This is a genomic window from Pseudomonas glycinae (genome assembly GCF_001594225.2).
In the GTDB taxonomy this organism is placed as follows: domain Bacteria; phylum Pseudomonadota; class Gammaproteobacteria; order Pseudomonadales; family Pseudomonadaceae; genus Aquipseudomonas; species Aquipseudomonas glycinae.
In genome coordinates this window covers 5,626,583-5,639,055 of sequence record NZ_CP014205.2, presented here as the reverse complement: position 1 = coordinate 5,639,055, position 12,473 = coordinate 5,626,583, and the positions used below count along the sequence as shown (strand labels likewise).

Here is a 12,473-nt window from a genome sequence, read left to right as displayed (position 1 = left end):
CTTCAGTCCACTTCAAATTGATATTTTTCAGCGACAGGCAACTAACCTTGGCGCATCAAAGTTGCACCGACAAACGAGACAACTTTATTACCCACCAACACTTATTCGAATGGATTCGAACATGCTGAAACCTACTGTCGGCCCGATCGTTGGCCATACAACAACTAATCAGGCGCGGATCTTTATTCGCGGCGGACTGCAACAAAACACTGCCGTATTTGCCGGAATTCGTTACCGACCATTGGACTCGAAACAATGGCAGACGGGGCAGTTTGTAAAACTTGATTCAACTCGCGACATGACTGAAGTGCTGGTGCTCGATCATTTGCAAGCCGACACGGACTACGAATACCAGACCGGCTGGTTCAGCCCGATGAGTCCTGTCCATACCATCCACAGCGTGGCGGAGTTGCCGCTGCAATGGCCACGGGAAACCTATCGCCTGCGCACCCGCAGCAGCCAGCCCTTGCAGCCGCGCGCCTACATCCTCGGCTCCTGCCGTTACCTGCGCATGACCGCCGGCATCCCGGTGCTGCCGCATCCGGGCGACCGGATCTTCGCGTCCATCAGCCAGTTGATCGAGGGGGCACAACCGGCAATCAGCGCAATCATGATGTGTGGTGATCAGATCTACGCGGACGATTTGAACCTGTTGGCCCCGGATCGCGACTATGACGAGATCATTGCAAAGTATCGTGCGGCGTTTTCCCTGCCCAATATCCGCCGACTGATGTCCGGCACTTCGACTTACATGATTCTTGATGATCATGAAATAGAGGACAACTGGCCAATGAACGCCAACGAGTCCGACATAGCGCTATATCGCAATGCAATGGCGGCTTACGATATCTATCAAGCGAGTCATAGCCCGATCTGCTCAACAACAACTAATGGAACAGTTGATCCCACATCACTTGAGCACTACTGGTATCAATTCAGCGATGGCGATATCGAATGGTTCATAACGGACAGTCGAACGCGCCGCAACTTGTCGGCCGAGAACCGTCGCATCCTCGACGAAGAACAGGAACAGGCCTTGTGCAAGTGGTTGGTCGAAAGCCCGGCGCGGGTCAAGTTCGTGGTCACCAGTGTCATGTTTTACCCCGACCGCAAAATGAACGGCGATGATGCCTGGGCGGGTTTCCCCGAACAGCGCCTGCGTCTGCTGGAAATCATCCGCCTGCATCGGATCAGGAACGTCGTGTTCATTTCAGGCGACGTGCACGGCTCGTTGACCAGTCGCCTGAGCCACAGCGAAGACCCTGACTTCGAAGTGCACACCGTCGTGTCTTCACCGCTGAGCAACAGCAAACTGCTGCCCTACGCCAGCGCCGCCATCTTCATTCTCGATCAGCCATTGACGCAGACCGAGGCAGGCGAATACCGGCACGCGCTGACCAGCCAGGTCGTCAGCCAGGACAACTTCGCGCACATGGTGGTCGAGACCGGGCGGATCCAGGTCAACTATCACGACCGGGATGGCAGGCACCTGCAATCCATCGATATACCGTTGCGATGAAATCCAGCGGCACGACCGTTCCGGATGCCGGAAGGCTCTGGAACGGCACTCTCCACGCCTAATAGCATTAGTTTCCGGCTACCGCTGGAGAAATGTTCACTGCAGCCGACATATTCTTATAGCACTTGGCCTTCATGTCTCTTGTCAGTCGGTGCCGCAATGATGCAACCTTGCCGCAGGCAACAGTAAAGAGGGCGCGAGCCCGGCGCGTTCAGCAAATTTCCAAGCGAGTTCCCTTCATGAAGAGCCAACCCGATGCCGCCAGCCGTATGGTGGCCGAGGTAGTGACGCAGTTGCCTGTGCCCTCGCGGCTCGGCATGCTGCGTTTCGAGCGCTTGAATGAAGCCAGTTGGGCCATGTTGTTTCTCGATCCCAACTGTGAACGCCAGTTCGGCCAGCCCGCCGTCGAGCTCTGCGCCCTGGTCGGCTCGCCCTACGCCAGCCTGATGGAGCCCGAAGCGCGCTATCAACTGCATGATGCGATCCAGCAACAACTCAGCCAAAGCTCGCATTACCTGGTGCGCTATACCCTGCACACCGCCGCCGGCGCACTGAGCATTCTTGAGCTCGGGGAAGCCTACAAACAGCACAACCGCCACTTGCTGCGCGGTTACCTGCTGGCGGTCGACAATGTGTTCGACGAGGCACCTTCGCTGCCGTCCGTCGACCTTGAAACCCAGAATTCACGCCTGCAAATCGCCCTTGAGCTCAATCAGCGTGCCCAGCAGGAACAACTGCAGCATCTGGAACGGGTGCGCGCCCAACAGGACCTGATCCTGTTGCTGGCCCGCCAGCGCTACAGCAGCCAGAACTCCCTGCAGGAAGCGGCCGAGCTGATCACCCGCTGCGCCTGCGATATCTATGAAATCGACTGTGCCAGCCTGTGGAACCTCGAAGGCCAGAAGTTGGTGCCGATTTCGGCGTACCACCGTGCTACCCAGGAATACATCCTGCCGGACGTGATTGATGTCAGCGGCTTCCCCGATTACATGGAAGCCTTGCACGGCAGCCGCGCCATCGACGCCCACAATGCGATGCGCGACCCGCGTACCCGGGAAATGGCCGAGGCCCTGCGCCCGCGTGACGTCAACGCCATGCTCGACGCCAGCATCCGCGTCGACGGCCAGGTGGTCGGCGTGTTGTGCCTGGAGCAGACCGGTGTCACCCGCGCCTGGCAGTCCGACGAAATCGCCTTTGCCGGTGAACTGGCCGACCAGTTCGCCCAGGTCATCAACAACCACAATCGCCGCACCGCCACCAGCGCCCTGCACCTGTTCCAGCGCGCGGTCGAGCAAAGCGCCAACGCCTTCCTGCTGGTCAATTGCGACGGCGTGGTCGAGTACGTCAACCCGAGCTTCACCGCGATCACCCAGTACACCACCGAGGAAGTCCACGGCCAGCGCCTCTCGGAGCTGCCAGCCCTGGAAAACCTCAGCGAGTTGCTGTTCGACGCGCCCTCCGCGCTGGCCAAAAGCAATAGCTGGCAAGGCGAATTCAAGAGCCGCCGCAAGAACCTCGAACCCTACTGGGGCCAGTTGTCGATTTCCAAGGTCTACGGTGACAACCGTGAGCTGACGCACTACATCGGCATCTACGAAGACATCACCCAGACCAAACTGGCGCAGCAGCGCATCGAGCGCCTGGCCTACACCGACAACCTGACCAACCTCGGCAACCGGCCTGCATTTATCCGCAACCTGGATGAACGCTTCGCCCGTGACAGCGATACCCCGATCAGCCTGCTGCTGGTGGACATCGACAACTTCAAGCGGATCAACGACAGCCTCGGTCACCAGACCGGCGATAAACTGTTGATCAGCCTGGCCCGGCGCCTGCGCAACAGCCTGAGCCCGAGCGGCAGCCTGGCGCGGTTCGCCAGTAATGAATTCGCGGTGTTGCTCGACGACACTGACCTTGCCACCGGGCAGCAGATCGCCAATCAATTGCTGGCGACGCTGGATAAACCGATGTTCGTCGACAACCAGCTGATCAGCGTCACCGGCTCCGTGGGCCTGGCCTGCGCGCCGCTGCACGGCCGCGACCCGCAGACCCTGATGCGCAACGCCGGCCTTGCCCTGCACAAGGCCAAGGCCAACGGCAAACACCAGGTGCAGGTGTTCACCGAAGCGCTGAACGCCGAGGCCAGTTACAAACTGTTCGTTGAGAACAACCTGCGCCGCGCCCTGACCCAGAACGAGCTGGACGTGTTCTACCAGCCGAAGCTGTGCCTGCGCAGCGGCCGATTGCTGGGCATGGAAGCGCTGCTGCGCTGGAATCATCCGGAGCGCGGCATGATCCGCCCGGATCAGTTCATCAGCGTCGCCGAGGAAACCGGCCTGATCATCCCGATCGGCAAGTGGATCGCCCGCCAGGCCTGCCGCATGAGCAAGGCGCTGACCGCCGCCGGCATGGGCAATCTGCAAGTGGCGATCAACCTGTCGCCCAAGCAGTTTTCCGACCCGGATCTGGTGGCCTCGATCGCCAACATCCTCAAGGAAGAAGCGCTGCCGGCCAATCTGCTGGAACTGGAACTGACCGAAGGCCTGCTGCTGGAAGCCACCGAAGACACCCACTTGCAGCTCGACCAGCTCAAGCGTCTGGGCCTGACCCTGGCCATGGACGACTTCGGCACCGGTTACTCGTCGCTCAGCTACCTGAAAAAATTCCCGATCGACATCATCAAGATCGATCGCAGCTTCATCCACGAAATCCCGGACAACCAGGACGACATGGAAATCACCTCCGCCGTGATCGCCATGGCCCACAACCTGAAACTCAAGGTCGTGGCCGAAGGCATCGAGACCGCCGAGCAGCTGGCGTTCCTGCGCCGGCACCGCTGCGACGTCGGCCAGGGCTACCTGTTCGACCGGCCGATTCCGGGCGGCGAGCTGATCCAGGCGCTCAAGCGCTACCCGCGTGGCCCGCTCTCTCTGTAACCCACCGGACACTATCCGCACATTTTGCCTGGTGATTAACCGGGCATCATTGGGCACACTGTGGGTCAGCTTATAGACATCCCATCCTGACTGAGAGGAACGATCATGGTTCTGCGCTCGGAAATTCTGGTGAACAAAAACGTGCTACCGACTAAAGAACAAGCTCTGCCTGGCCGCGAAACCCCGATGGCCCTGCCTGAAAAACACTTTGTTTTCATCGAAACGCCGTTGCTTGGTCCGTTCTTTCAGGACGTCGACTTCGCAATCTTCGGGCTGGGCTGCTTCTGGGGTGCCGAGCGCCGCTTCTGGCAGCGTGAAGGCGTGGTCAGCACCGTGGTTGGTTACGCCGGCGGTTACACGCCGAACCCGACTTACGAAGAAGTCTGCTCGGGCCTGACCGGCCACGCTGAAGTGGTGCTGGTGGTGTTCGACAAGGCCAAGGTCAGCTACGAAGAGCTGCTGGCGATGTTCTGGGAATTGCACAACCCGACGCAGGGCATGCGCCAGGGCAATGACATCGGCACCCAGTACCGTTCGGTGATCTACGCGACCCATCCGGAGCAACTGGAGGCGGCGTTGAAGAGCAAGGCTGTTTATCAGGCCGAACTGTCGAAGGCGGGTCTGGGTGAAATCAGCACCGAGATTGAACAGGCGCCTACCGTTTACTTCGCCGAGGCCTATCACCAGCAGTATCTGGCGAAAAACCCGGAAGGCTATTGCGGGATTGGCGGCACTGGCGTGTGCATGCCGCCGAGTCTGGCGGGGAACTGACCGCGACCACTGATCGTTCCCACGCTCCGCGTGGGAATGCAGCCCGGGACGCTCCGCGTCCCAACAGCGGACGCAGAGCGTCCGTTGAGGCATTCCCACGCGGACGGTTCGACGCCTCGACGTTGGAACGATCATTTACGTGGGAACGATCGGTCAGTGATCAGCTTTCGGCGATCAACCAATCCATCTGCCATCCACCCTGGGTCTGCCCAAGCTTTTTGGATAACCACGGCAGCAGCTCACGCAATTCTTCCTCCAGCCCCCACGGCGGATTGGCAATCGCCAGGCCAGAGCCGTTCAGGCTGTTCGGCGTATCCAGTGGATGCACCAGCAACTCGACCCGCAGCAACTTCGGCGCACCGGTGCCGGCCAGATCCTGATAGAAACGACGCAATGCGCGCTGATCCTTCACCGGATACCAGATGGCCGCCACGGTTTGGCGCATCCGCGAGATCGCCTCTTTCAGCGACGCCGCACAACGCTGCATCTCGTCGAGCTTCTCGAACGGCGGATCGATCAGCATCACCGCTCGCTTCTCGGCCACCGGCAGCAGCGCCCGCGCCACATGCCAGCCCTCGCCCAGATGCACGGCCACACGGCGGTCGCCCTTCATGTTGTCCTTGAGCAGTACGCCGTCTTCCGGGTGCTTCTCGTTGAGCAACACACGATCCTGGGAACGAGTCAGACGCCGCGCCAACTCCGGCGAGCCCGGGTAATAACGCAACTGGCCATCCGGGTTCATCTCGTGCAGCACTTTCATGTAGTCAGCGGTCAGCGCCGGCAGATCCGGCTGATCCCACAACCGCGCGATGCCTTCCAGATACTCGCCGGTACGGTTGGCCTGATCGCCCTGCAGGTCATACAGACCGATGCCGGCGTGGCTGTCGAGATAGGCAAACGGCTGCTCCTTGCGCGACATCAGGGCGATGAGGCGGGTCAAGGTCAGGTGTTTGAACACATCGGCATGATTGCCGGCATGGAAGGCGTGACGATAATTCATGGCTGCTCCTGCGAGGGCCGTGAAGTTTACCTTTTACCGGGCGGCAAGTCAGGGGTTGGGGGCTGAGTGGGTGACAACCCTCCAAAAGCCCCTGATAAAACGGGACTGCAATGAGTGGAGTCGCCCGACCAATTTAGCGCAGCATTAGCCTGATTCCGACGACTGGTACCTTTTTAAATGGAATCACGACCTCTGCCTGTCAACTTTGACAGTATCCATCTCACCGAAAACAACACCTAATCAGGTGACAGGACCAGCGTTCGTTAACGCTTGTAATGTTTCAATCCATTGCAAAGAGGATCGTCATCAATGGCACAATCCATTACCACCACATCAGGTACTGGCACTGTTGCGAAAGTCTCAATCGGCCCAGGCCCGATCCCGGGATCTCAGGCGTTTGGTCAGGATTCCATCATCAGCGTAACCCTTGATAACGGAGGTGGAACATTTGACGCAACAACGCAAACACCGCCGTCCGTAATCGCTGGAGACAGAGTCAGGGTTACGATCACCGATGGCCCGCTGGGAAAACTCATAAGTGACGTTACAAAAATCTGAAAAAACAAATGGAGAGAGCTTGTTTGGCGCGCTCAAGCGGTACGGTGCGATAAGCCGACAAGCTCCCTCGTCTCAAGGCTATGCCTCGCCTACTAAAGCTACGAGCGTAGTCGCTTGCCAATCACATCCAACACATCACAACCATCACGCAGCGGTATCACGCAGAGCTGGGCGAAGTCGCTGAGGATGACCGAGTCGCACTCGACCGAGCCGCGCATGCACATGTTTTCCAGGACCTGGATCACCGCGCGGATGCGGTAGTTGGCGGCGTCCATCAGGATGTCGAGCGGGGCGTGGGTGTCGATGAACAGGGTGGGCATGTCGTTGCAGTTGCTGGTCAGCGCCATGAGGCGGTTGTCGGGGTGGGGGATGAAGGGTTCGTAGGGTGGATCGGGTTTCAATGTTGGCACTGGACTGACTCCTAACGTATTGGATGAAGCCGCCAACTATCACTTCCACGCATTAGGTGGCGGCTGTACGCAGGTGTGGAAGACCGGGACGTTAGGCACCCGGCGCACTCGAAAGCGCCCCGCGCACAGCCACCATAGGAGACAAACATAAACGGCGTCTGTCTGGTAAGCGCCTAACGATAAAAGGGCTTCCACGCCCTGTCACCGAATTTGCGGTGACAACCAAAAGACTATCCCCGCCCGCCCTCGCCCACCAGTTCATGAAAACCGTCGCAACTCGCAGGAAACGTCCGAAGCCTTTGCCCGGAAATTTCACTCTGACTCGTCCCGCAAGTAGTCCAGCAAAGCCGAAGCCGACGACTCGTCCGACGCCGAAACCGCAAAAAACCTGACAACCTTGCAGCGCAGGACATCGGCGGGAAACGCCTCGAACAACCCAGGTTGCTCCTCGCTCAACCACTGCAAGGCGTTGTTGATCCGGGCGTCGCCGCCGAATTGCGCCAGCAGCTTTTCCGGCACTGACCACCAAGGAAACTCCCGACCCGAGACCCGCGCCCGACCCCCGATCTCGACGGTCTGACCGTTGATCAATCCTCGTGTGAGGACCGGTAGTAGTTGCCCGGCATCCACCTCGGACGACTCAAGGATCGGCAACAAAAACCGCCCATCCCAAAACCGGAAGAACACCGCTTTCCCGTCCGGCATCAGCACCTGAGTCAAACTGCGAAAGTGCTCGACCACCGCCTCAAGCCCCGCCGAAGAAACCGCCACCCAACCCCAGTCCCGAGACTCCGTGGTCGCCACCCAATCCAGAAACTCACTGCCCGCGTCGACGATTCCCACGTAGGGCATCACCGCGTCCCACTCGGCATAGATCGTTTCCGCCCAGACCGGTTTCGGCATCTGCGCTTTCAGCGGCCAGGCCTTCAGCGGCTCCGCCGCACTGGCGCTACTGAAAATCGCGAACAACTGCTCCGACGGCTTCAGCGGCACATCCTTCAACCATTGATCAGGCTGCACAGACACCACCTTTGCAGCGCTCGCATTCTTCACAGAAAGGCGCATCACCTTTCAGGCTCATGATTTGCGCAGCAGTCAGAATCGCAGCTGGGGCTGCCGCCAGTTTTTCCGGCAACCCCGGCACCGTCGGCGTCGCACTCATCGCCGCCATCGGCGCACCACCCACCACAATCGGCACGCTGCTGAAGATCCCGCCGGGGCCGATGTTGATCCACTGCCCGCCCGCCTGAATCGTCGCGCTCGCGCCGCCGTCGATTACCACTTGCTGGCCGGCGCTGACGTGGAATTGACCACTGGCGTTGATCGCCTGATTGCTCACGCGGATGTGCCGGTCGCCGGTCACCGTGAGGTGGTCGTCCTGCTTCACCTCGGTCTGACGCTGGCCGTGGGTGATGCGCTGTTCATCGGCTTTCAGCTCGTGCTTGGCGAGACCTGTGACGACAACGCTGCGCTGGTTATCCACCTGCACCTGCTGATCGTTCAATACGTGCTGGGTCCAGTTTCGCTGGGCGCGCAGGTAGATTTCCTCGGCGCCTTTGCGATCTTCGATACGCAATTCGTTGTAGCCCCCACCGCCGGGACTACTCTGGCTGCGGAAAATACTGCGGGTCTTGTCGGCCGGCAGATCCAGCGGCACCGGCGTGGCGGCGTTCGGCAGGCAACCCATGACCAGCGGTTTGTCGGCATCGGAATCGATGAACCCCACCAGCACTTCCATGCCGACCCGCGGAATCAGCACGCTGCCATAACGGTCATGAGCCCAGCCGCTGGCAACCCGCAGCCAGCAACTGGAATGCTCGTTGAGTTCACCGTCGCGATCCCAGGCCAGTTGCACCTTGACCCGACCGTACTCGTCGCAATGGATTTCACTGTCTTGCGGGCCGGTGACCACGGCAGGCTGATAGCCAAGCATCCGCGGTTTTTCCGGGCCCATCGGCGGGCGGAAGAACACGTCCCACGGCGTGGCGAGAAAGGTATTACGGTAGCCCTGGAAGTCATCACCGTCGCTGGTCACCGATTCCTCCAGCACTTGCGGCTGTCGGCCACGGTGTTCGATAGCAGTCAGCAGCCAGAGGTCATTCAGATCCTGGCGCGGATGCTCGGTCAGTTGCAGGAAATGTCCGCTGACGAGAGCGGATTGATCGCTGCGGCCCTCGGCCTGACGGTAGTCGGCGACATGTCGTTCAAGGGTGCGCTGGGCCAGTTGCTTGCCGGTTTCGCGCTCGGTGAACTGGCCGGGAAACTGGTAATCCTCCAGCACCGGGCGCTGTTCGCTTACTGCACGGCTTTGCAGTGCCAGCCGGGGTTTGGTGAAGTCGTAATCACGCCGGGTGACCACGCTGGTGCGGGTTTCAACGCGTACGGTGAAGCGCTTGATCGCCGGTGCCGATGCGGCCATGCCGCTGCCCGGCAGGTACAGCGTCGGCTTGGTCAGACGCGGGAATACCGTCTGATCGTCGCCGAACACCAACAGATGTCCGTCCGGGCTGTGCTGAAAGTGAAAATGAATACCGACTTCGGCACACAGCCGCTGAATGAACGCCAGATCGCTTTCGGCGTACTGCACACAATATTCACGGGGCGGGTAATCGCTGCCGAGGCGAAACGTGAAGGCATCGCGCAGGATCGCGTGATCCTTGAGGATCTGCGTCACGATCTGCGGCACGCTTTGATGCTGGAAGATCCGCTGATTGATCCGATGACCCAGGTAGGCCAGACGCGGAACGAGGCTGACGTGATAGCGGGTCAGACGCTTGCCGGAATCCCCCTGCCCGACCCGATAGATCTGACCGTGGATACCGGAACCGTCTTCATCAAAACTCAGAAACGCCTGACAGTGCAGCAGGCTTTCCAGATCCAGATCCGGCCGTTCACTGACCAGCTCCAGGTCGAAGCGGAAGGGTTGGCTGATGGCTTCCTTGCCCGTGAACTCAAGGACTTTGAGGTCAAACTGGGCGCCTTCGACGGTCAACGTGAAACGCGGTTGATTGGCAGGCGCGAACATCCGATGTCTCTCTGCAGAATGAGGGCGGGCGATTCTGCATGAGGGGCAAGGGGTGCAGGACGGGTGACTGAAAAATCAGATTTTCCCTACTTGAAACTTCGATTTGGCCTTCAACAATCGACGTTTTCAACTACAGACACATCCGTCAGAAATATCGCAGAACCCTGTGGGAGCTGGCTTGCCAGCGATGAGGTCGGCACCTCCAGCATTCCGGGCGACTGACGCATCGCCATCGCTGGCAAGCCAGCTCCCGCAGGGATCGCCAGCGCTGATCAGAAATCGCAGGCAATAAAAAACGGCCCGCTTCCGGGTAGGAAACGGGCCGTTTTCTGGTGAGCCTCAGCTCATTTCCATCACTTGTTCAGATGGAAATCCTTCTCGGCCGCTTCAAAGCGCTGAACCATGCCGGCGCTCGGCTGGCCCATCAGGCTGACCAGGTAGATCGCCAGGCTGGCGAAAATGAAGCCCGGGATGATTTCGTACAGACCCAGCAATTCGAAATGCTTCCACACGATCACGGTGATCGCGCCGACCAGGATGCCGGCCAGTGCGCCGTCACGGGTCATCTTTTTCCAGATCACCGAGATCAGCACCACAGGACCGAAGGCCGCACCGAAACCGGCCCAGGCGTAGGACACCAGACCCAGCACGCGGTTTTCCGGGTTGGCAGCCAGGGCGATAGCGACCAGCGCAACCAGCAGCACCATGGCGCGACCAACCCATACCAGCTCGACTTGCGAAGCGGATTTACGCAGGAAAGCCTTGTAGAAATCTTCGGTCAGGGCGCTCGAGCACACCAGCAACTGGCAGCTCAGGGTGCTCATCACTGCCGCGAGAATAGCCGACAACAGCACGCCTGCAATCCACGGGTTGAACAGGATTTTCGCCAGTTCGATGAACACACGCTCGTGGTTTTCGGTCACTGGACCGGCCACTTCCGGGTGCGCCGAGAAATAAGCGATACCGAAGAAGCCCACGGCCACGGTGCCGCCCAGGCACAGGATCATCCAGGTCATGGAGATACGACGGGCGTTGGCGATCGACTTGACCGAATCAGCGGCCATGAAGCGCGCCAGGATATGCGGCTGGCCGAAGTAGCCCAGACCCCAACCCATCAGCGAGATGATGCCGATGAAAGTGGTGCCCTTGAGCATGTCGAAGTTGCTCGGGTCCTGCGCTTCGATGGCCAGGAACGTGGTATCCACGCCACCGGTAGCCAGCAGCACGATGATCGGCGTCAGCAGCAGTGCGAAGATCATCAGCGTGGCTTGTACGGTGTCGGTCCAGCTCACCGCGAGGAAACCGCCGACGAAGGTGTAGGCAATCGTCGCCGCAGCGCCGGCCCACAGCGCGGTCTCGTAGGACATGCCGAAGGTGCTTTCGAACAGACGGGCACCGGCCACGATGCCGGAAGCGCAGTAGATGGTGAAGAACACCAGAATCACCACTGCCGAAATGATGCGCAGCAGACCGCTCTTGTCTTCGAAACGGCTGGAGAAGTAGTCCGGCAGGGTCAGCGCGTCACCGTTGTGTTCGGTTTGAACACGCAGGCGACCGGCAACGAACAGCCAGTTCAGGTAGGCACCGACGATCAGGCCGATGGCGATCCAGCTTTCGGACAGGCCGGACATGTAGATGGCGCCCGGCAGGCCCATCAGCAACCAGCCGCTCATGTCGGAAGCACCGGCGGACAATGCCGTCACCACGCTGCCGAGGCTGCGGCCGCCAAGAATATAGTCAGAAAGGTTGTTGGTGGAGCGATAGGCCATGAAGCCGATCAGCACCATTGCTGCAATGTAGATCACGAACGTGATCAGGGTTGGATTGCTTGCGCTCATTACGTACGTGCCCTGGCTTTGTTTTTATGTAGCGGCGGCGGTTGCACCGTTTGCAGACTGACGTCTGACAGACGATTCGCACTGCCGCGCATTTATGACCAATGTTTCCCCAGGAAAGCCATTGGCCGGTGCGTCGGGTTCCCCCGGTTGCACCTTGGGCGCGAATCCTATGCAACAAAGCAAAACAGGTGCAACCAGTTTCTTGAGAATTAGTTGCACCCAGTCGGATTTATCCTACGGAAGTCGCTTTTTGCTCCCTTTTAACGCAGTGACAACGCTTTTCTAGAAGCAAAAGCACCAAGCAAGAGCAGCACTTTCGTACCAGAAATTATTTCCTGACGAGCTGCAGAATATTCCGACAAAAAAGGGTTGCACCCGGTTGCACCTGTTCCGGCTCGCGGCTAATCTTGCCGCCA

At 59.4% G+C, this 12,473-nt stretch carries 8 protein-coding genes; 3 read left to right on the top strand and 5 right to left on the bottom strand.

The features are described 5' to 3' along the window. The first annotated feature begins 121 nt into the window (after positions 1–121). The 3 genes from AWU82_RS25740 to msrA all read left to right on the top strand — a co-directional run bounded on the left by AWU82_RS25740 (position 122) and on the right by msrA (position 5,226). On the top strand, positions 122–1,519 hold the full coding sequence (locus AWU82_RS25740; RefSeq protein ID WP_064382879.1) for an alkaline phosphatase D family protein: 1,398 nt from the start codon (positions 122–124) through the stop codon (positions 1,517–1,519). Between the two features lie 239 nt (positions 1,520–1,758). After that, the gene (locus AWU82_RS25735; protein WP_064382878.1) at positions 1,759–4,455 is read left to right on the top strand and encodes a putative bifunctional diguanylate cyclase/phosphodiesterase; all 2,697 of its coding nucleotides are present in this window, start codon (positions 1,759–1,761) and stop codon (positions 4,453–4,455) included. A gap of 105 nt (positions 4,456–4,560) precedes the next feature. Further along, positions 4,561–5,226, top strand: a complete 666-nt coding sequence (gene msrA / locus AWU82_RS25730; protein ID WP_064382877.1) for a peptide-methionine (S)-S-oxide reductase MsrA — start codon at positions 4,561–4,563, stop codon at positions 5,224–5,226. Between the two features lie 160 nt (positions 5,227–5,386). Here the strand turns inward: msrA and AWU82_RS25725 are convergent, their stop codons facing one another. The 5 genes from AWU82_RS25725 to putP all read right to left on the bottom strand — a co-directional run bounded on the left by AWU82_RS25725 (position 5,387) and on the right by putP (position 12,057). After that, positions 5,387–6,226, bottom strand: a complete 840-nt coding sequence (locus tag AWU82_RS25725) for a 23S rRNA (adenine(2030)-N(6))-methyltransferase RlmJ (RefSeq protein ID WP_064382876.1) — start codon at positions 6,224–6,226, stop codon at positions 5,387–5,389. A 656-nt stretch (positions 6,227–6,882) separates the two neighbouring features. Beyond that, positions 6,883–7,194 carry a hypothetical protein gene (locus AWU82_RS25720; RefSeq protein ID WP_064382875.1) on the bottom strand — a complete coding sequence of 104 codons (312 nt, stop codon included), beginning with the start codon at positions 7,192–7,194 and terminating at the stop codon, positions 6,883–6,885. A gap of 312 nt (positions 7,195–7,506) precedes the next feature. Further along, positions 7,507–8,259 carry a DUF4123 domain-containing protein gene (locus tag AWU82_RS25715; RefSeq protein WP_139831585.1) on the bottom strand — a complete coding sequence of 251 codons (753 nt, stop codon included), beginning with the start codon at positions 8,257–8,259 and terminating at the stop codon, positions 7,507–7,509. Beyond that, positions 8,204–10,219: a type VI secretion system Vgr family protein gene (locus AWU82_RS25710; RefSeq protein ID WP_064382873.1), complete on the bottom strand. Its 2,016-nt coding sequence runs from the start codon at positions 10,217–10,219 to the stop codon at positions 8,204–8,206. Before AWU82_RS25710 ends, AWU82_RS25715 begins: the two co-directional genes overlap by 56 nt. Positions 10,220–10,572: 353 nt before the next feature. Next, complete coding sequence (gene putP / locus AWU82_RS25705; protein WP_064382872.1) at positions 10,573–12,057, bottom strand: sodium/proline symporter PutP; 1,485 nt, start codon at positions 12,055–12,057, stop codon at positions 10,573–10,575. Between the last annotated feature and the right edge of the window lie 416 nt (positions 12,058–12,473).

What these genes read in the sequence shown, in the direction of transcription:
- AWU82_RS25740 (WP_064382879.1), top strand. Translation starts at nt 122, where the DNA reads ATGCTGAAACCTACTGTCGGCCCGATCGTTGGCCATACAACAACTAAT.
- AWU82_RS25735 (WP_064382878.1), top strand. Translation starts at nt 1,759, where the DNA reads ATGAAGAGCCAACCCGATGCCGCCAGCCGTATGGTGGCCGAGGTAGTG.
- msrA (WP_064382877.1), top strand. Translation starts at nt 4,561, where the DNA reads ATGGTTCTGCGCTCGGAAATTCTGGTGAACAAAAACGTGCTACCGACT.
- AWU82_RS25725 (WP_064382876.1), bottom strand. Translation starts at nt 6,226, where the DNA reads ATGAATTATCGTCACGCCTTCCATGCCGGCAATCATGCCGATGTGTTC.
- AWU82_RS25715 (WP_139831585.1), bottom strand. Translation starts at nt 8,259, where the DNA reads ATGCGCCTTTCTGTGAAGAATGCGAGCGCTGCAAAGGTGGTGTCTGTG.
- AWU82_RS25710 (WP_064382873.1), bottom strand. Translation starts at nt 10,219, where the DNA reads ATGTTCGCGCCTGCCAATCAACCGCGTTTCACGTTGACCGTCGAAGGC.
- putP (WP_064382872.1), bottom strand. Translation starts at nt 12,057, where the DNA reads ATGAGCGCAAGCAATCCAACCCTGATCACGTTCGTGATCTACATTGCA.